Annotated in this window: 20 protein-coding genes; 6 read left to right on the forward strand and 14 right to left on the reverse strand. The window is 60.7% G+C overall.

Going from position 1 to position 19,265, the window contains the following annotated elements:
* Positions 1-29: 29 nt before the first annotated feature.
* The 6 genes from M2497_RS02140 to M2497_RS02165 all read right to left on the reverse strand — a co-directional run bounded on the left by M2497_RS02140 (position 30) and on the right by M2497_RS02165 (position 3,818).
* On the reverse strand, positions 30-893 hold the full coding sequence (locus tag M2497_RS02140; RefSeq protein ID WP_248485670.1) for a DMT family transporter: 864 nt from the start codon (positions 891-893) through the stop codon (positions 30-32).
* 158 nt (positions 894-1,051) lie between these two features.
* Positions 1,052-1,408, reverse strand: coding sequence for a DUF1493 family protein (locus M2497_RS02145; RefSeq protein ID WP_058424849.1), 357 nt, complete (start codon positions 1,406-1,408; stop codon positions 1,052-1,054).
* A 277-nt stretch (positions 1,409-1,685) separates the two neighbouring features.
* Positions 1,686-2,156, reverse strand: a complete 471-nt coding sequence (locus tag M2497_RS02150; RefSeq protein ID WP_076955258.1) for a hypothetical protein — start codon at positions 2,154-2,156, stop codon at positions 1,686-1,688.
* A 294-nt stretch (positions 2,157-2,450) separates the two neighbouring features.
* A complete protein-coding gene (locus M2497_RS02155) occupies positions 2,451-2,747 on the reverse strand; it encodes a hypothetical protein (protein ID WP_248485671.1) in 297 nt (98 codons plus the stop codon).
* 301 nt (positions 2,748-3,048) lie between these two features.
* On the reverse strand, positions 3,049-3,648 hold the full coding sequence (locus tag M2497_RS02160) for a putative adenosine monophosphate-protein transferase Fic (protein WP_248485672.1): 600 nt from the start codon (positions 3,646-3,648) through the stop codon (positions 3,049-3,051).
* Positions 3,648-3,818, reverse strand: coding sequence for a YhfG family protein (locus M2497_RS02165; protein WP_010214072.1), 171 nt, complete (start codon positions 3,816-3,818; stop codon positions 3,648-3,650). The genes M2497_RS02160 and M2497_RS02165 overlap by 1 nt, the downstream gene beginning before the upstream one ends.
* Before the next feature lie 175 nt (positions 3,819-3,993).
* Here M2497_RS02165 and M2497_RS02170 point away from each other — a divergent pair, with 175 nt between their 5' ends.
* The 3 genes from M2497_RS02170 (at position 3,994) to M2497_RS02180 (ending at position 7,788) form a co-directional block, all read left to right on the forward strand.
* The gene (locus M2497_RS02170; protein WP_248485673.1) at positions 3,994-5,169 is read left to right on the forward strand and encodes a hypothetical protein; all 1,176 of its coding nucleotides are present in this window, start codon (positions 3,994-3,996) and stop codon (positions 5,167-5,169) included.
* 224 nt (positions 5,170-5,393) lie between these two features.
* Positions 5,394-7,331: a RecQ family ATP-dependent DNA helicase gene (locus M2497_RS02175; RefSeq protein WP_248485674.1), complete on the forward strand. Its 1,938-nt coding sequence runs from the start codon at positions 5,394-5,396 to the stop codon at positions 7,329-7,331.
* Positions 7,332-7,353: 22 nt separating this feature from the next.
* Complete coding sequence (locus M2497_RS02180) at positions 7,354-7,788, forward strand: thioesterase family protein (protein WP_248485675.1); 435 nt, start codon at positions 7,354-7,356, stop codon at positions 7,786-7,788.
* A 33-nt stretch (positions 7,789-7,821) separates the two neighbouring features.
* On the opposite strand, the gene M2497_RS02185 is transcribed toward M2497_RS02180, so the two are convergent.
* The 4 genes from M2497_RS02185 to M2497_RS02200 all read right to left on the reverse strand — a co-directional run bounded on the left by M2497_RS02185 (position 7,822) and on the right by M2497_RS02200 (position 12,736).
* On the reverse strand, positions 7,822-8,298 hold the full coding sequence (locus M2497_RS02185; RefSeq protein ID WP_058424794.1) for a glycine zipper domain-containing protein: 477 nt from the start codon (positions 8,296-8,298) through the stop codon (positions 7,822-7,824).
* A 268-nt stretch (positions 8,299-8,566) separates the two neighbouring features.
* Entirely contained in the window at positions 8,567-10,915 is a 2,349-nt protein-coding gene (locus M2497_RS02190) for an FdhF/YdeP family oxidoreductase (RefSeq protein ID WP_248485676.1), read from the reverse strand.
* Positions 10,912-11,751 (reverse strand): formate dehydrogenase accessory sulfurtransferase FdhD, encoded by an 840-nt coding sequence (fdhD, locus tag M2497_RS02195; protein WP_071492481.1) that lies wholly within the window; start codon positions 11,749-11,751, stop codon positions 10,912-10,914. The genes M2497_RS02190 and fdhD overlap by 4 nt, the downstream gene beginning before the upstream one ends.
* 97 nt (positions 11,752-11,848) lie before the next feature.
* The gene (locus M2497_RS02200; protein WP_248485677.1) at positions 11,849-12,736 is read right to left on the reverse strand and encodes a LysR family transcriptional regulator; all 888 of its coding nucleotides are present in this window, start codon (positions 12,734-12,736) and stop codon (positions 11,849-11,851) included.
* Between the two features lie 132 nt (positions 12,737-12,868).
* On the opposite strand from M2497_RS02200, the gene lysM reads away from it, so the two are divergent.
* Complete coding sequence (gene lysM / locus M2497_RS02205) at positions 12,869-13,309, forward strand: peptidoglycan-binding protein LysM (RefSeq protein ID WP_003187704.1); 441 nt, start codon at positions 12,869-12,871, stop codon at positions 13,307-13,309.
* Positions 13,310-13,417: 108 nt separating this feature from the next.
* On the opposite strand, the gene yrfG is transcribed toward lysM, so the two are convergent.
* The gene (gene yrfG / locus M2497_RS02210; RefSeq protein WP_248485678.1) at positions 13,418-14,080 is read right to left on the reverse strand and encodes a GMP/IMP nucleotidase; all 663 of its coding nucleotides are present in this window, start codon (positions 14,078-14,080) and stop codon (positions 13,418-13,420) included.
* An 87-nt stretch (positions 14,081-14,167) separates the two neighbouring features.
* Here yrfG and nudE point away from each other — a divergent pair, with 87 nt between their 5' ends.
* Positions 14,168-14,734 carry an ADP compounds hydrolase NudE gene (gene nudE / locus M2497_RS02215; protein WP_248485679.1) on the forward strand — a complete coding sequence of 189 codons (567 nt, stop codon included), beginning with the start codon at positions 14,168-14,170 and terminating at the stop codon, positions 14,732-14,734.
* Positions 14,731-15,567 carry a 3'(2'),5'-bisphosphate nucleotidase CysQ gene (gene cysQ, locus M2497_RS02220; RefSeq protein WP_248485680.1) on the forward strand — a complete coding sequence of 279 codons (837 nt, stop codon included), beginning with the start codon at positions 14,731-14,733 and terminating at the stop codon, positions 15,565-15,567. The genes nudE and cysQ overlap by 4 nt, the downstream gene beginning before the upstream one ends.
* A 29-nt stretch (positions 15,568-15,596) precedes the next feature.
* Here the strand turns inward: cysQ and M2497_RS02225 are convergent, their stop codons facing one another.
* Genes M2497_RS02225 through M2497_RS02235 form a run of 3 tightly spaced genes read right to left on the reverse strand, consistent with a single transcriptional unit; the run spans position 15,597 to position 19,260 of the window.
* Positions 15,597-16,052, reverse strand: coding sequence for a thioesterase domain-containing protein (locus tag M2497_RS02225; RefSeq protein WP_248485681.1), 456 nt, complete (start codon positions 16,050-16,052; stop codon positions 15,597-15,599).
* A 26-nt stretch (positions 16,053-16,078) separates the two neighbouring features.
* Entirely contained in the window at positions 16,079-17,455 is a 1,377-nt protein-coding gene (locus M2497_RS02230) for a sigma-54 dependent transcriptional regulator (RefSeq protein ID WP_058426234.1), read from the reverse strand.
* The gene (locus M2497_RS02235; protein ID WP_248485682.1) at positions 17,452-19,260 is read right to left on the reverse strand and encodes an ATP-binding protein; all 1,809 of its coding nucleotides are present in this window, start codon (positions 19,258-19,260) and stop codon (positions 17,452-17,454) included. Before M2497_RS02235 ends, M2497_RS02230 begins: the two co-directional genes overlap by 4 nt.
* Positions 19,261-19,265 lie beyond the last annotated feature (5 nt).

A 19,265-nucleotide genomic window follows, 5' to 3' on the forward strand; every position in this document is an offset into this window, starting at 1 on the left:
CTCTTGTGAGGCGGCTTTTTGTGTGCGGTTTAGTCGGCGATATGTAAAACCACCGCGCCGGCCAGTACCAGTCCAACCCCCAGCACCTGCACCGCCGACAACCGTTCCTTGAAAAAAACGAACCCCAGGATCGCCGCAATCCCGCCTGACAACGTACTGATCACCGTCACCACCGACACCGAACCCGCCATTGCCCCCCACGAAAACGCCGAGAACCCGCCGAGGTTCATCAAGCTTGCCCCGGTCAGCGTCGCGCAGTTTTTCAGCGGTGGGATCTTCAGGCCGTCCTTGATCTTCAGCACCATCACCACCAGTACGCACAAACCCACCAGGTAACCCAGCCACAGCATGGTGATCGGCCCCAGCGCCGGCAGTGCGTAGCGGCCTTGTAGCCAGAAGCTGGTGCCATACAGCAGGGCGGCGAGCATGGCGTAGGCGATCGACTGGCTAGGGTTGTTGTGGGGGGCGCCGTTGTCCTTATGGATGCTGGAGAGGATCACGCCGATTACACACACGGCGATGCAGCCCAGTTGCGTCGGGCTGATGTATTCACCGCTGGCCCAGGACAGAAGTGTGGTCACCACGCCGTAGGAGGTCACCAGCGGCGCGACGATGGCGGCTTTGCCCAGGGCGAAGGCCTTGGACAGCGCCAGGGCGCCGGAGACGGTGAACAGGGCGGCAGCGATGCCCAGCAGCCAGACGCTCAGCGCGGCGTCGAGGGCTTTGAACAGGAAGGTCGGGAGGATGACCAGCAGCAGGGTCATGATCAGGAAGCCCAGCGCCTGGCCGAAATACACCGCACGCTTAACACCCACGGCGCGGGCGTTGAGGCCCACGAGAAAATCCGTGCCGCCCCACAGCAGGGCGGCCAGCAGGCCCATAGTTACGTCCATGTAAGGTCCTTGTTGTTTTGAGCACGCTCATCGAATGTGGGAGGGGGCTTGCCTCCGAAAGCTGTTTATCAGCCTGTATATCTGTGCCTGACACACCGCTATCGGGGGCAAGCCCCCTCCCACATTTGAGTGCCGGTGTGCCTGGAATTTGTGTTCGCTCAGCTCAGGTTTTCCAGCGTCTGCGTGTCCCAGCTGTGGGTCTTGATCGCCAGGTAGAGCATGCCGATGGTCAGCGGCACTTTTTCGCCGCGCCCCTTGGCCCGACGCTTGAGAAATACATCAAACACCGGCGGGTTGAAGTAACGATAAGTGTCGTAGTCACCCAGGTCGAGCGCAAATTCCTGCTCCAGCGCTTCCATCAGTTGCTTGGCCTCACTGCCGTCACAGCCCAGGTCGAAGTTGATCGAGGTTTGCAGGCGGATCGTCTTGTGTTTTGGCAGGCCGATTTCTTCGTGCAAGAGCTGCAGGAGTTGCTGCATGACGGGGTCTTCGGGGAAGTTGGGGGCGAGGTTCATGGTGGGGGCACGCAGGAGTGGGTGAGGGGATCGGTTGCGGTGGATCTGGTATTGGTTTCGAGTGAGGAAGAGTGCCAAGCCTATCAAGAATACGAAGACAGGTAGGAAAGGCATTCTGAGGATCACCGCGACGTAGGGTAGTAGGAACGTCAAGGTGAAGCCTGTTGCAAGGAATGTGAGGGCGAAGCGCTTTCTGAGGACGGGGTCGGTGATTTGGTAGTGCAGCACCAGATAGAAAATGAAAAAAACGACGGATTGCAGGTACAGGGCCATGTGATTAAGGCTCGTCCGAGTAGACATGCATTGATAGTGTTGACCGCTGAGGACCTATGCCGCCTCTCACACTGGCATCCAGACCAATGATGATATCCCCTGCGTGATACCTGCGAAGCTTGCTGTCAATCGTATCGCGAACAAAGCCTGCCGTAGCTGCAGAGATTACAATTGCTGGTGCTGCAACCGCTCCAGAGATTATTTGCTTGATCAGTATGTTTTGGTCGTTAAACCGATCGGCTTGATTGCGCCTTAGTGGGTACGAAATTGCGATCGCCATTTCGCATGGCAAATCTCTAGCCAGCATTCTTTCGTAAAGTCTGCGTACATGATCGCGAACTTGCTGTGCTGCCGCTTTTGCTTCCAGCAAGCACAGATTGACTAAAGCCTGCTGGTTGCTACGTACAACAGTGAAGCGAATCACTGTGAATATCACACCGTGGTGGCCGATATGTTGAGTCCTTTCGATGTTCACTTGTATTTGCCGGGGCTGTTGAAAGGGCGCCAGTTTCAGTCAGAGAAAGGTGAGATTTATAGAGGGGTGGGCAGGAGTTTTAAGCAGTTTCGGAAGGAGATGTCGCGGTATTTGGAGGTTTCTTACAGGGCTTTCCGTGATTATTTGTATGGCAGTGATTTTCGGTGGTTAAAGCGTTCAGTTGTAGGAGCGAGCTTGCTCGCGAAGAACCCCAGGGCGCCGCAGTTTTCCAGGTTTACCGCGTCATCGTTGACGATCTTCGCGAGCAAGCTCGCTCCTACAAAAGGTTAGAGCTTAGGTGTATAGCTGTTGAGGTTGTAGCTGCACGTGCTGCGCTGCTTCCAGCAAATCACAGCCGTCCTGAACGAGCAGGTACAGGGCGTTAGTGATGTGGGAAATGTCTTTGAGGTCTGCGTGTTCGAAGGTCAGGCAGGAGAAGGTTTCCAGCAAGTCTGTGGCAGCGCGGATGCGTTGATGCGCGGCGGACTGGATGTCTTCGGCTTTGGCTTGTGTGTCGATGATAAGCGGATGGGTGTCGGTGAAGTTGGTGCGTAGCTGACGATAGCGGTCCATCGTTTCAGGTATTTGCATTTGAAGGTACTCGGTTTGCTGTTAAGTAACCGACATCACCGTGGCCAAACGGTGGGTGGCGGACTGTGCGCGGGTTGGCCAGCCGGAAACAGCACTCCGGCACGTCCGAAGACGTCCCCCACACAGCCGCCATAGCACTGCGATACGAGACGATAGACGTTCGAAGAGTAAGTAATGGCACTTATGTGTGCTGTTTTTCGAGTGACCAAACCCGGTCGCTGATTTGGCAGCGACGGAGCGAACCTTAGAAGTCAGTTAGTTCTCGGGCAATAAACAGATGGTTTAACTGTGCGCGGTCCGATCAGGCACCGACCGGCCTACTCACACACCGCTCAAAAATCGCCTCCAACCCCCGATAATCACAGGCCACCGCATCAATATTCGCGGGTATCCACGCCGCGTGTTTCACCAGCCACCAGTTCACGGAAAACCCGGCATTCACGATGATCTGCTCGAACAAAATCCGTTGCGCCCGGCCGTTGCCTTCGCGGAAGGGGTGGATAACGTTGAGGTCGCCATAGGCTTCGGCAATCTGCGTCACCAGCTCGGTCTGGCTCGCCCCGACATACCAGTTCGCTGCCTCCATTTGCCGGATGATCTTCGCCGCTTCCGGCGGGATGCGTTCCGGGGTGCAGAACAGGGTGTCGCCTTTCTGGATGTTGACGCTGCGCAGTTCGCCGGCCCAGTCGTAGAGGTCGTTGAACAGGACGCGGTGGATGTGTTGCAGGCGTTCGAGGTCGTAGGGTGGTGGGAAGAGGGGGAGGTTGCCTACGGCGATTTCGGATAACTCCCGCTCGGCCTGGTGCAGTCGGGTTTCATCGAGCAAATTGAGGCGGTTGCGCAGGACGCTGCTACCGGGATAGCAGTACGGATCCTGACCCACCCCGTATTTGTCGAGCATCAGCGTGGGCTGTTGCGGTACTTGGCAAGGACGGCTTCGCGGGTCGGCAAGGGTTTGTCGACGTCGGCCGGTTGCGTGTCGAACCCTTCCAGGCGCAGGCTGGCCAGGTAATTGGAACGGCGGATCTTGTGGTAATGATCCTGTTTTTGCTCAAACGTCGGTTCGCTCATGGCAGCGTACTCCTGGGTAGCAAGGCTTGATTGTAGCGCAATGCTTCAACAGGCAGGCGGGATAAAAACCACGTCACATTCTGTATAAATAATCCGCCAGCGAGCGCATTTAAGAGTATGTTTCACCGCAAAATCTTGCAGGGCGATTCCGCCCGCTACTTAAAGGGAGTTAAGCATGGGTTTGCTGCGTGTCGCTTCAGCGATGTCATTGTGTGCGGTCGCGTATTCAGTCCAGGCGGCGCAATTGCCGATTGAAGTGCTCAGTGCGGTGGTCAAGGACCAGAAGATCGCTGACGCCGAGGTGTTGCTGCAACGCAACGGTGCACAGAACGTCGTGGGCCGCACCAACGCCCAGGGCCAGGTGACCCTCACCAGCGAAGCCGCAGACGATGCCACCAATCTTCTGATCATCAAGAAGCCTGGCTACTCGAACCTGGTGGTGAAGTGCCCGTGCGCCGGCATGACGTATGCCATCAGCCCGGTGATGGAAAACCTCGACGGCCTGCGTGTGGTGCTGACCTGGGGCAAGACCCCGGAAGACCTCGACTCCCATATGATCTTCCCGGGCAACAATATCTATTTCGAGAACAAGACGGGCACCGACGCCGAACTGGACGTGGATGACGTCGACAGCTACGGCCCGGAAACCATCACCCTGCAGAAAAAACACTACGGCGAAAGCTACGTGTATGCAGTGCATGACTTCACCAACGGCGGCAATCCCGGTTCACGCCAGCTGTCCAACAGCGAAGCCAAGGTGTTCGTGTACATGGGCCAATCGCTGGTGCGCACCTACTACGTGCCAAAAAACCGCAGCGGCAACCTGTGGACCGTGTTCCGCATGACCGGCAGCGGCGACTTCCAGGACATCAACACCTTCAGTGGCGTGACGGTGAACGCGGCGAATGTACTCAACGAAGTCAAACCGTTGCTGGATGACAGCGTGGCTGTTACCGCCGTTGCGGTCAGCTCTTCTGCACAAGCCGATGCGAAACGTCTGAACGTGCAAGGTGAAGCGGCCTACCAGGCCGCCAAGCTGGACCAGGCTATCGATCTGTTCCGCCAGGCTATCGAGCTGGACAACGGTTTCGGCAAGGCCTACGGCAACCTGGGCCTGGCGTATCAGAAGGCCGGCAACACCGCCGAGTCGATCTGGGCCAACCGCAAGGCTATCGCCCTTGCCACCGGCGCGAACGCTGCGACGGTGCGAGCGGGCGCCTACTACAACATTGCGCGGATCTACGAAGCGGCGGGGCAGTTCCCGGATGCGTTGCGTCACTACCAGTTGGCCAAGGAACAGAAGGCCAACCCGGTGTATGACACGGCGATCGAGCGGGTGCAGAACCGCTGATTCCGCCCTGATAAAGCACTAAAATTGTGGGAGGGGGCAGGTCCTCTCCCACATCGGGTTTGTATCCTTCCTGTTCCTCCCTCGGATTATTCTCACTTCGGCCCTAGGCCATCCTTCACCCTGTGTATCATCCTGTCTCTTTTTTCCATGCGACCTTTCTCGATTCGCCGAGATTCCCGGGCTATGTTTTTGAGCCAACTCAGCGGTCAATGGAGTGACAGCCTATGCACGACACCCTCCAACAGGTCTTTGGTTATCCACAGTTTCGCCTGGGCCAGGAAGAAACGGTCAGCGCCATATTGGCGGGGCGTTCGGCGGCGGCTATTTTCCCTACCGGGTCGGGCAAGTCCCTGTGTTACCAGCTGTCGGCGGTGCTGCTGCCGCACCTGACGCTGGTGGTATCGCCGCTGTTGGCGTTGATGCAGGATCAGCTGGGTTTCCTGCAGCGCCATGGCATTTCGGCGGGCAGTATCGACTCGGCCCAGAGCCGCGATGAGGCCAATGAGGTCATGGCCCGTGCGCGGTCGGGCGAACTCAAGATCCTGATGATTTCGGTGGAGCGCTTGAAGAACGAGCGCTTCCGTAACTTCCTGCAAAGTGTGCGGATCTCGTTGTTGGTGGTGGACGAGGCCCACTGTATTTCCGAATGGGGCCACAACTTCCGTCCGGACTACCTTAAGCTGCCGGACTACCAGCGTCAGTTCAATATCCCACAAGCACTGTTGCTGACGGCGACAGCCACGCCCAAGGTGATTGCCGACATGCAGGCCAAGTTCGCCATTGCCCCGGGCGATGTGGTCACCACGGGCTTCTACCGGCCCAACCTCAACCTGCTGGTGGAGCCGGTCAGCGGTGCAGACAAGCGTCGCCGGCTGGTGCAGTGGATGAGTGAGCGCGTCGGCCAGCCGAGCATTGTCTACGTCACCTTGCAAAAAACCGCCGAGCAGATTGCCGAGCACCTGAATCGCAACGGCATCCAGGCCGAGGCCTATCACGCCGGTTTGCCCCACGATAAACGCGAGGGCATCCAGCAGCGCTTCATGGGTGGGCGCTCCAATTGCATCGTCGCCACCATCGCGTTCGGCATGGGTATCGACAAGAGTGATATCCGCAACGTGGTGCACTTTGACCTGCCCAAATCCATCGAGAACTACAGCCAGGAGATTGGCCGGGCCGGGCGTGATGGGCAGCCGTCAGACTGCCTGGTACTGGCCAATCGCGACAGCCTCAACGTGCTGGAAAACTTCGTGTACGGCGATACGCCGGAGCAGGAAGGAATCCAGCGGGTGCTGGAAGAGTTGCAGGCCTCGCGGGGCGATGGGCAGTGGGAGTTTTTGCTCAGGTCCTTGTCGGACCACAGCAATATCCGCGAGCTACCGTTAAAGACGCTTTTGGTGCAGTTGGAGCTCAAAGGCGTGATCGCGCCGCGTTACGCGTTTTACGCTGAGTACCGTTTCAAATACCTGATCGAGCCTGAGGTTCTGCTGGCGCGATTTTCCGGTGAGAGGCAGCAGTTTGTTGCAGCGATCATCCAGGTGTGCAAACGGGCGAAGACCTGGGCTACGGTGGATTTCGATGCACTGTATCAACAGCACAATGCCGAGCGCGGACGGGTGGTGAAGGCGCTGGATTACTTCCAGGAGCAGGGCCTGATCGAGCTGGAAAGCAAGCAGATGACTGAGGTCTACAGCCTGCTGGAGACCGATTTCGATCCACAGGTATTGAGCGCTGAGTTATACACAGGCTTCAAGCAGCACGAGGTGGGAGAAGTCGCGCGGATTCACGCGATGCTCGATCTGTTCGCCACCGAATACTGCCTGGGGCAGCGACTGGCGAAGTATTTTGGCGATGAAAACGCGCCGCAGCGCTGTGGGCATTGCTCAGTGTGCCATGGCCATGTTGCGCATCTACCGCCGCCGCCGGGCTTGCCGCCACTTGTGGATAAGAACTTCATGGGGCTGTGCGGTGATTTTATCCACAGGCATCATGAACACACCGGCCAACTGCCAGGGGCGGAACGCCTGACGCGTTTCTTTGGGGGCATCAGCGTGCCGCTGTTCACCAGGTTGAAGGCGCGGGGTATTCCGGGTTTTGCCGTGCTGGAAGACTATCCGTATGCCGAGGTGCGCGAATGGGCCCAGGCCCATTTGAATGATCTGTAACTCACTTTCACGAGATGACCCGATGCCTGACACCGTACCGCAACGCGCCGATTACCCTCACTTCCAGCCGATCATTACGCGCTGGCACGACAACGATGTGTATGGCCATGTGAACAACGTGACCTACTACAGCTTCTTTGACACGGCAGTGAATACCTACCTGATCGAGCAAGGTGGTTTGGATATTCATGACGGCGACGTGGTGGGGTTTGTGGTGAGTTCGGCGTGCGACTATTTTGCGTCGATCGCCTTTCCCGAGCGCATTGAAATCGGCCTGCGGGTAGGCAAGTTGGGCAACAGCTCAGTGCAGTACGAGTTGGCGGTGTTCAAGGCGGGCGAAGAAGACGCCTGTGCGGCGGGGCGGTTTGTGCATGTGTTTGTGGATCGCGGGTCGAACCAGCCGGTGACGATTCCAGCGCGGTTGCGCGAGGCGTTGCAGCGGTTGATCACGCTGTAGGAGCCGGCAAGCCGGCTCCATATTCAGCAACAATCAGTCGCGGTAGTGGTGCTTGTTCTTGCGATGGCCATAGGCATGACCGCGCCCACGGTGGTCGTCGCGGTCATAACGACGGTGATCACGCCCACGGCTGCGACGGTCGTCGTCATCGCTCTTGTTGCCCATGTAGTTGCCCAGCGCGCCACCGGCACCACCGCCAGCCGCTGAGCCGATCAGTGCGCCGGTGCTGCCGCCGACACTGCGGCCTACAACGTTGCCGCCGGCGGCGCCCAATGCACCACCAATGGCGGCTTCGCCACGGCTGCGCTTGTCGGCGCCCACCGCACTACCGCCCGCGCCACCCAAGGCTGCGCCGATGGTCGAACCGGTGTTGCCGCCTAGCTGCTGGCCAACGACCGAACCCAGAACCCCGCCCAATGCGCCGCCCACACCGGCTTCGGTGGTGCCACCGGCCATGGCTGCGCCACTGACCAGGCCAAGGGACAACAAGAGAATCGAGGAGAACTTCATTAGGGAGACCTCAAGAGGATGACGGCGCGATCCTGAGGCTGTATCTGAATTGTGACAATAGAAATCCGACCAGTAGCACGAGTTGTACACAATTCCATAACTTATTGTTTTTGCTGGGGAACTTAAGTCAAATTCGTGAGTCTTTAGCTACTTCGGAACGGCCGCTTTTATGCAAAAGCGGCCTTTTTTGTGCCCGGAATTCCTTTGGCGGGGTAATTCCCTGTGGCGAGCCCGCTCGCCACAACCGAAGCAAACCGACGGATTTGTGTCAGGCCGAACGCGCCATGATCAAGCCGTTGTCACTCGCCGCTTCCAATCGGATCGCCACGAACTTCGACGTCGGCGTATGGCTGCCATCCCCGGTGCTTTCCAGCGGCACCAGCGGGTTCACTTCCGGGTAGTAAGCCGCAGCCTGCCCCGCTGGAATATCAAATGCCAGCAAGGTGAAACCCTTCACGCGACGCTCACGGCCGTCCTCCCACAACGACACGATGTCGGCCTTCTGCCCTGGCTTGAAGCCCAGGCGGATGATGTCGGCTTCGTTGACGAACAGCACGTCACGCTGGCCCTTGACCCCACGGTAGCGGTCGTCCAGGCCATAGATGGTGGTGTTGTACTGATCGTGGGAGCGCATCGACTGCATGATCAGGTCCGGTACGCGGCCGGTCGCGTGGGTGCGTTCGTGGATCAGGTCCTTGGGCAGGATGTTCGGGCGGAAGTTGGCGCGGCCCGACGGGGTGTTCCAGCGGCGCGCGCCCGCGGAGTTGCCCAGGTAGAAACCGCCCGGATGCTTGATCTTCTCGTTGAAGTCCTTGAAGCCGGGAATGGTGTCGGCAATCAGGTCGCGGATGCGGCTGTAGTCGGCCACCAGCCAGTTCCAGTCCACCGGCTTGCTGCCCAGGGTCGCGGCAGCGATACCGGCCAGGATCGCCGGTTCGGACTTCATGAATTTCGACAGCGGCTGCAGCTGGCCATTGGAGCCGTGGACCATGCTGAATGAGTCTTCCACCGTCACCGCTTGCGGGCCTTCGGCCTGGATGTCGATGTCGGTACGGCCCAGGCACGGCAGGATCAGTGCATCTTTGCCGTGCATCAAATGGCTGCGGTTGAGCTTGGTGCTGATCTGCACGGTCAGGTCGCAATTGCGCAGGGCTTCGAAGGTGCGTGGGCTGTCTGGCGTAGCTTGGGCGAAGTTGCCGCCCAGGCCGATAAACACCTTGGAGCGGCCTTCGAGCATGGCGTGGATGGCTTCCACCACGTTGTGCCCGTTTTCACGCGGCACCTGGAATTGGAAGCGACGCTCCAGGGCGTCGAGGAATGCCACCGGTGGGCGTTCGTTGATGCCCATGGTGCGGTCGCCTTGCACGTTGCTGTGGCCACGCACCGGGCACAGGCCTGCGCCTGGGCGGCCAATATTGCCGCGTAGCAGCATCAGGTTGGCGATTTCCTGGATGGTCGGCACCGAGTGGCGGTGCTGGGTGATGCCCATCGCCCAGCACATGATCACGTTCTTGCCTTTGGCGTACATGCGCGCCGCTTGCTCGATCTCGATCAGGGTCAGGCCGGACTGTTCGACGATCTCATCCCAGGAGGTGTCGTCGATCTTGCCCAGGTAATCCAGTACGTTGGCGGTGTGTTCGTTGAGGAAGTCGTGGTCGAACACGGCCTCCTTGCCTTCAGCCTGGGCCTGACGTTCCCACAGCAGCAGGAACTTGGCCATGCCGCGCAGGATGGCCATGTCGCCACCCAGCGCCGGGCGGAAGTAGGCGGTGTTGGTCGGCTTGTCGCCGTTGGTGAGCATTTCCAGCGGGTGTTGCGGGTGCTGGAAGCGTTCCAGGCCGCGCTCTTTGAGTGGATTGATGCACACCACCTGGGCGCCGCGTTTAACCGCTTCGCGCAGCGGTTCGAGCATGCGCGGGTGGTTGGTGCCGGGGTTCTGGCCCCAGACGAAAATCGCATCGGCATGTTCGAAGTCATCAAAGGTCACGGTGCCTTTGCCGACGCCCACGCTTTGCGCCAGGGCAACGCCGCTGGCTTCGTGGCACATGTTCGAACAGTCCGGGAAGTTGTTGGTGCCGTAGGCGCGCACGAACAGCTGGTACAGGTAGGCTGCTTCGTTGCTGGCGCGACCCGAGGTGTAGAACTCGGCCATGTCCGGGCTGGGCAGGGCGTTGAGATGCTTGCCGACCAGGTCGAAGGCCGCTTCCCAACTGATGGGCGTGTAGCGGTCGGTTTCGGCGTCATAGCGCATCGGCTCGGTCAGGCGGCCCTGGTATTCCAGCCAATAGTCGCTCTGTTCCAGCAAGGCGGTGACGCTGTGCTTGGCGAAAAATGCACCATCCACGCGGCGCTTGGTGGCTTCCCAGTTGACCGCCTTGGCGCCGTTTTCGCAGAACTTGACCATGCCACTTTCCGGCGAGTCACCCCAGGCGCAGCCCGGACAGTCGAAGCCGCCGTTCTGGTTGGTCTTGAGCATCATGCGCAGGTTTTTCAGCGCGTTGTCGCTGGTCAGCCAGGCCTGCGCCACGCTGATCAGTGCGCCCCAGCCGCCGGCCGGGCCTTTGTAGGGCTTGTAGCGCGGGGTCGGGGTTTGGTCGGCTTGGTGATGTTGGCTCATGGCTGGTTCTCCATCGCAGGACTGTAGACCCGCGGCGCACTTTTCTGCGGCAGGTGGATGAGATTGAGGTTATGCCGGCGCGCCCATTGCAGGGCGAGGCCGGTGGGTGACGACAGGCTGACCAGGGTCTGGATACCCGCGCGCAGGACTTTCTGGATCAACTCCAGGCTGCAACGGCTGGTAACAATCGCCAGGCCGCCTTCGGTCGGAATTTTTTGGCGGATCAATGCACCGATCAATTTATCCAGGGCGTTATGCCGGCCGATGTCTTCGCGGCCCAGCAACAATTCGCCCTGGCCGTTCATAAATACGGCGGCATGCACGGCGCCGCTGTACTGGCCCAAGGGCTGGAACGCGCTGATGCGTTGGCGCAGGCCATCCAGCCACTCGGCGGGCGGCAATGGCGCGCCCGGCAACACGTCTAGGTCGGGCAGCGCTTGTTCGACCGCTTCCACGCCGCACAGGCCGCAGCCACTGGTGCCGGCCAATTGGCGGCGCTGCTGCTTGAGGTTCCAGAAGGCGCGGCTGGATATCTGCACCTGAGCGTACTGGGCAGAGCCTGATCCGCTGAGCTTTAGGTCATAAATGTCGCTAACGTCGGCGATAATGCCACTGCCGATGCTAAAGCCGACGATAAAGTCTTCCAGGTCTGTCGGCGTCACCAGCATTACCGCTTGGCTGATGTCGTTGTAGGCAATCGCCAACGCCACTTCCTCGGCCAGGGCTGTGCTGGCGAATTCCGTGTGTTCGAGATTGCAATACTGGTAGCTCTGGCTGGCGGCGGGCGCTGGCGTTTCAAGAGCGGGCGCCGCGCAGACTGGGCGCTTGGCGTTCATGGGGCAGTACCACCGGCGGATTGATCAGTGTTTAGACTAGGCGCGACAAAGCGTCGCGTCTAATTGCCAGTACTGATCTACCGATAGATGACGTCGATCAAGGCTCGTTTTGCGATTTTTGATACAGCGCGAAACACGCCTCGGCCAACGCCGAGCGCGGTGCACCGCGGCGCATGATCAAGCCCAGACGAGCGAGTGTATGGGCGTCCTCGATCGGCTGCAGGCGCAGATGCTCGGTGAGTGCGTCCAGGCCACCATCCAAAGGCATCACGGCACAGCACAGGCCGCCATGCACGGCTTGCAACAACTGATGGACGGCATCGGTCTGCAACAGCGGCTGCGGGTTGAGCCCACGGCTGTGGAAGTTGTGGTCGATGGACTGACGAAAGTGCATGCCGCTGGTGAGCATGCCCAGGGGCAGTTCGATCAGGGCTTCCCAGCTCAACGGCGTGTCGCCAAAGCTGAAGAAGCGTTGGTCGTAAAGCAGGCCCATGCGGGTTTCGCCCAAGGCCAGGGAGTCGAAGCGCTCGTTGTCCAGGCGCTCCAGGTAAGACACGCCCAGGTCCAGGCGATTGCTCGCCAGTTGCTCAAGGATCTGTTCGGAGCTGAGCGCCGACAGCTCGAAGCGCAAGTTCGGGTGCTCTTTATGCAGTTGCTGCATCAACGCCAAGGGATCGAAGCTCGACAGCGGCACCACGCCCAGGCGCAATGTGCCGACGAGGTTGCCGCGACAGGCAGCCGCTTCGGCCTGCAAACCGTCATACGCCGCCAGCACCGTGCGCGCCCAGGCAAGCACGCGTTCGCCGGGGGCGGTAAAGCCCTCGAAGCGCTGGCCGCGATTGACCAAGGGCAGGTCCAGCTCTTCTTCAAGGCTGCGCAGGCGCATCGACAGGGTCGGTTGAGTGATGTGGCAACGCGCCGCCGCCTGGCCGAAGTGACGCGTCTCGTCGAGGGCGATGAGGAATTTCAGCTGCTTGATGTCCATCTTCGCTCCAGGGCTTATTCCAATGGCGGGGGGATTCTAGCGCGTTTGGGTCTTTTGCCGGGCTGGAACCCAAGTCTGTAGGACTGGTCTAGTCTTGGGCATCTGGAATTCAATTAAGAAGGAGCGCGCACTATGAGCATTTTCAGTTTTATCAAGGAAGCCGGCGAAAAGATTGTCGACCTGTTGACGCCGGGTAATGCAAACGCCAGTGAACAGTTGAAGGAGCACGTGTCCAAAGTGGGTCTGGGTAATCCGAATGTGCAGACCACCGTGGATGGCGACAAGGTGACCGTGACCGGTGAAGTCGCCACCCAGGAAGAGAAAGAGAAGATCCTGCTGGCGCTGGGCAATATTGCCGGTGTGGCTAGTGTGGATGACCAGATCACCGTAACCGGCCCGGCTGTTACTGCCGCCCGTTTCGTCGTGGTGAAAAAGGGCGACACACTCAGCGCGATTTCCCTGGCGGTGTATGGCAACGCCAACCAGTACAACAAGATCTTCGAAGCCAACAAGCCGCTGCTGTCGCACCCAGACAAAATCTACCCAGGGCAGACACTGCGTATTCCTGAGTAAAACGCAGGACGAAATGTGGGAGGGGGCTTGCCCCCGATGGTGGTGTGTCAGTCACTGAATGTGTCTCTGATGCACCGCCATCGGGGGCAAGCCCCCTCCCACATGGGTTCAGAGTCCGGCAATGAGATCCCGGTAGTCTTCGACTGCTGCAAATTCTTGTGTGTCCTTCGGCCCCTTCTTGCTGTCCGGCTCCTTCACCGCCAGCAAATGCCCCACGCCAAACGCCTGGGCGCTGCGCAGGATCGGCAAGGTGTCATCGATAAACAGACTACGTGCCGGGTCGAAGCCGATATCCGCTTGCAGGGCATCCCAGAACTGCGGGTGTTCCTTGGCGAAACCATAATCGTGGGAGCTGATCAACCGTTCGAAATACGGCGCCAGTTCAATGCGTTCCAACTTCAATGACAGCGAATCACGATGAGCGTTAGTGATCAGGATCACACGCTTGCCAGCCTGTTTGATCGCCGCGAGGAAGGTATCGGCATCCGGGCGCAGGGCGATCAGGTGAGCGGTTTCCAGCTTGAGTTCGCGTACCGGGATCTTCAGCTCAGTGCTCCAGAAATCCAGGCAATACCATTGCAACTGTCCCGCGTTACGCTCGAACAGCGGCTGCAACTCCATCTCGGCCATGGCGCGGCTCACGCCATGCAGCTCGGCGTAGCGCTGGGGCAGGTGTTCCATCCAGAAGTGGTTGTCGAAATGCAGGTCGAGCAAGGTGCCGTCCATGTCCAGCAGGACAGTGTCGATGGCGTGCCAGGGCAAAGAGGGCATGGGGCGGTCTCATGTAAGTAAAGATATCCGACACAGACAATCGGAAAAGCCACGGTATAGTAACCCGATCACGCCAAGGAGCCGCTCATGCGCCAGAAACCCACCGTCCTCGCTCGCGAAATAGTCGCCAGTAGCCGTTTGTTCCGCGTGGAGGAAGTGCAATTGCGCTTTTCCAATGGCGTTGAACGGACCTACGAACGCCTGGTGGGCCGCGGTGCCGGCTATGGTGCGGTGATGATCGTGGCGATGATCGACGCTGAGCATGCGTTGCTGGTGGAAGAATACTGCGGTGGCACCGACGAATATGAGCTGTCCTTGCCCAAGGGCTTGATCGAACCCGGCGAAGACGTGCTGGCGGCGGCCAATCGCGAACTCAAGGAAGAGGCCGGCTACGGCGCACGGCAGTTGGAGCACCTCACCGAACTGTCGCTGTCGCCTGGCTACATGAGCCAGAAAATCCAGGTGGTACTGGCCACCGACCTCTATGAAGAACGCCTGGAAGGCGATGAGCCTGAGCCGATGCGTGTGGACCGGGTCAACCTGCGTGAGCTGTCGATGCTGGCGCAAAATGAGCAATTCAGCGAAGGCCGCGCCCTGGCCGCGCTGTACCTGGTACGAGACCTGTTGACCCAGCGAGGAGCGTTTAACGCATGAGCGAACTGTTTTTAGGCCACCCGTTTATTGCCCCGGTTATCGAGCTGGCCCGTCAGGCCGGTGAAGTGATCCTGCCGTACTGGCGCGCTGACGTGGCCGTTACGTCCAAAGCCGATGATTCGCCGGTTACAGCAGCGGACTTGGCCGCTCACCACCTGATCCTGGCCGGCCTGACCGCGCTGGACCCGAGTATTCCGGTGCTGTCCGAGGAAGATGCCGATATCGACCAGAGCGTGCGCGCCGGCTGGCAGCGCTGGTGGCTGGTGGACCCGTTGGACGGCACCAAGGAGTTCATCTCCGGCAGCGAAGAATTCACCGTGAACATCGCCCTGATCGAACAGGGCCGCGTCGTGTTCGGCGTGGTCTCGATGCCCACCAATGGCCGTTGCTACTTCGGTGGCGCCGGTCTGGGGGCCTGGCGCTCCGACGTGAAGGAAGCGCCCAAGCAGATCCAGGTGCGTGAAGCGCCGGCAGCGGGCGAGTCGTTCACCGTGGTCGCGAGCCGTCGGCACACCAGCCCGGAGCAGGAGCGTTTGCTGGGCGGGCTCAGCGAAGGCCTGGGCGCGTTGAAACTGACGAATATCGGCAGTTCGCTGAAGTTCTGTCTGTTGGCCGAGGGCAGTGCAGACTGCTATCCGCGCCTGGCGCCGACTTCGCAGTGGGACACGGCTGCAGCCCAAGGCGTGCTGGAAGGCGCTGGGGGCGAGGTGTTGGAGCTGAGCGGTGAGCCGTTCAGCTACCCGGCGCGGGCATCGTTGTTGAACCCGTTCTTTCTGGCGTTGCCGGCCAAGGCCGCGTGGCGCGAGCGCTTGCTGACCCTGGCCCGATCCTAAGGCCAAAGGTGGGAGGGGCGGTGTGGCGGTCAGCGGTGCAGGACGTACTGCCCGGTAAAGGCCACTGCACGCTCCTCGCTGCCCTCATTTACAACCCATGTCTCCAGCGTCAATCGTGCCCGACCATAGCGCTTGTACGTCGCCACAAAGCGCTTCCACACCTTCTCCTCCGGTGCCTGGCACACCACCGTCGCATCCCGTGTGACCGGCAGCGGATAGCTGATCTGCCCTTCCTGAATCACGATGTGCCCGTCTTCGATGCCTGCTTCACGCAGTTGCAAGTGCAGCCAGCCCCAACCCGCCAGCACTGCACCGCAATACAGGCTGCCGCCGAACATGGTGCTCTTGTGGTTGATGTTGGCCTGCAAGGGCAGGTGAAGCTGCAATTGGCCGTGTTGCCAGTCGAGCACCTTGAGGCCCATTTCCCGGGTGAGGGGGATGTCGTGGTGCAGGATGGATTCCAGGTAACGGCTGTCGCGGTTCATGGGGGCCTCTTGGCGAGTGGGGGCGGTCATTCGTCATCGCCGCTTTGGTTGGCGAAATTCAGGCCGTGCTTGCGCAGCTTGTCGTGCAAGGTCTTGCGCGGTACGCCGAGGGCTTCAGCGAGGCTGCGCATGGAGCCGTGGGGGCGGGTCAGCTCGGCGGCGATCAGGCTTTTTTCAAACTGCTCGACCTGTTCGCTCAGGCCACCCGAGGTGGACGTCAGCACACCGGCGGCAGGGTTGTCCGGCGTTGCATCCAGTGCCAGCTCCAGCCCCAGGGCAAAGCGCTCGGCGGCGTTTTGCAATTCGCGCACATTGCCCGGCCAGCTATGGCGTAGCAGCAGCGCGCGCTGGCCGGGTTGCAGTTCGTGCAACGGCAGGCCGTGGCGGCTGCTGGCCTCATCGGCGAAATGCTGGAACAGCATCAGTGCATCCTCACCCCGTTCACGCAGTGGCGGAATACGCAGCGGCGCGACGTTGAGTCGGTAATACAAGTCGGCACGGAAGCGGCCCTGGTCGGCGGACTGGCGCAGATCTTCCTTGGTGGCGGCGATGATGCGGATATCCAGCGGGATCAGTTGATTGCCACCCAGGCGCTCCACCACACGCTCCTGCAACAGGCGCAAGAGTTTGACCTGAACATCCAGGCTCATGCTTTCGATTTCATCGAGGAACAAGGTGCCGCCGTTGGCGAACTCGAACTTGCCGATGCGGCGTTTCTGCGCGCCGGTGAAGGCACCCGGCTCGTGGCCGAACAGCTCGCTTTCGACCACCGATTCAGCCAGCGCCCCGGCGTTGATCGCCACGAACGGCCCGCTGCGGCGACTCGACAGGTCATGCAGCGCACGCGCCACCACCTCTTTGCCGGCGCCGGTTTCGCCGAGAATCAGCACATCGGCCTTGGTCGCAGCCAGGGCGCCGATCTGTTCACGCAGGCGCAGCATTTGCGGCGAATGCCCGACCAGTCGCGTGCTCAATTGCTGACGATCGCTGAGCGCCAGGCGCAGGCTGCGGTTGTCCAGTACCAGGCGGCGCAGGGCCAGCGCACGGCGCACGCTGTCGAGCAGGGCGTCGCTGGCGAAGGGTTTTTCCAGAAAATCATAGGCCCCGGCGCGCATGGCTTGCACCGCCAGCGGCACATCGCCGTGGCCGGTGATCAGCAGCACCGGCAGGTCCGGGTCCTGGCCGTGCAGTTCGGCGAGCAGCTCCAGGCCGTCCATGCCGGGCATGCGGATGTCACTGACGACCACGCCCGGCCAGTCCCGCGACAGGCGCGCCGTGAGGCCGCTGGCTTCGCCCAGGGTCAGGACTTTCAGCCCGGCCAGGTCCAGGGTCTGGCACAGGGCCTGACGCAGGTGAGGATCGTCGTCGATCAACACCACCTGAATCTGGTTATCGATACTCATACACTGCGGTCCTCGGACGGTTGCAGACTGACGCCCGGCGAGCCGGCACGCAATTTCAAGGTTAACAGCGCGCCGCCTTCCTTGTGGTTGGCAAACAGCAGTTCGCCGCCGAAGGCACGCATCAGGGTCTCACAGATCGCCAGCCCCAGGCCCAGGCCCTGGGTGCGCGTCTTGGTGGTGTAGAACGGCTCGCTGGCGCGCCCCAGGGCTTCCATGCAGAAGCCCGGGCCGTTGTCACGAATGTACAGGTTGACGCCCTGTTCGGTGGTTTCGGCACTCAGCCAGAGTCTGCGCGGCGGGCCTTTTTCGGTGAGGGCGTCGAGGGCGTTGGCCAGCAGGTTGCCCAGTACCTGGCGCAGGCGGGTTTCGCCGGCTTGTACCCACAGGGTGGCTTCCGGCAAATCGCGGATCAGTTCCACCTCCATCGACCGTCGCCGCTTGGCCAGCAACGCCAGTGCATCGTCCAGCGCCGGTTGCAGGGCCACGCTTTCGGGCGCATGGCGGTCGCGGCGGGCGAAGGCGCGCAGGTGGGCGATGATCGAGGCCATGCGCCCGGTCAGTTCGCTGATCAGCTTGAGGTTGCCGCGGGCGTCATCGGTGCGTTCATGGTCGAGCAGGATTTCGGCGTTTTCCGCGTAGCTGCGAATCGCCGCCAAGGGCTGATTGAGTTCGTGGCTGATGCTCGCCGACATGGTGCCCAGCGCCGACAGTTTGCCCGCTTGCACCAGGTCGTCCTGGGCACGTACCAGCTCCTGTTGGGCGTGTTCGCGCTCCAGCACCTCCTGTTTCAGGCGCCGGTTGAGGCCTTCCAGGTCACTGGTACGCTCGACCACCCGCGCTTCCAGCTCGCGCCGGGCCTTGGCTTCGAACGCAATGCGCTCCAGATAGTGACGGCGACGTTGCATCATCAAGCCTAACAACAACATCAACACCAACAGCGTCGCGCCGCCGACGGCAACCACAGTGCGCACCGGACGGCTGATCAACGAACGCGGCGCGAGGATCTCCACGTTCCAGCCGGTCTCGGCGATGGCCGTGGATTGACGCAGCCACGCGGTGCTGCTCAGGCTCAGCGGCTGCGGGTCGCGAGTCGGGTAGGGCTGGATAGCGATGATCGCCTGGCGTTCTTCAGCGGTCAGCGGGCGGGTCGCGCGGAATCGCCATTGCGGGCGCGAGGTCAGGATCACCACGCCGTTGTGGTCGGTGACCAGCAGTTGTTCCGGGGTGTTGCCCCACAGGCTTTCGGTGTGGTCCAGGTCGACCTTGACCACCAGCACACCGATGATCGTATCGCCGTCGCGCACGGCGGCGGCGAAGAAGTAACCGCGCTTGGCCGAGGTAGTGCCCAGGCCGAAAAACCGCCCCAGGCGCCCGGCCATGGCTTCGCTGAAATACGGACGGAACGAGAAATTGCGCCCGACAAAGCTGTCTTGTTTATCCCAATTGGACGCCGCGAGGGTCTTGCCGGTGGTGTCCATCAGGTACATCACTTCCACCCCGGCCTGGGCGGCAACCTCTTTGAGCAGCAGGTTGGCGTTGACCAGGTTGGTGCTGACGTTGGGCGCGTCCAATGCAGTGCGCAGGGCCGGCAGGTCACCCAGGATTTGCGGCAGCACTTCATAGCGGTGCAGGGTGCCGAGCAGGTTGGCGACGTACAGGTCGAGGGTCTGGCGGTTCTGGCCGGCCAGTTCGCTGCGGTAATAGCGCTCGGCCAGATGCTCCAGCGGCCACAACAGCGGTGCCAGGCACAACGCCAAGAGGGCGAGGCTGCGCCAGCGGGGTCTACGCGGGAGGGGTGGAGTCATGGGAG

This window comes from Pseudomonas sp. CYM-20-01, assembly GCF_023169845.1.
Taxonomy (GTDB): domain Bacteria; phylum Pseudomonadota; class Gammaproteobacteria; order Pseudomonadales; family Pseudomonadaceae; genus Aquipseudomonas; species Aquipseudomonas azotoformans.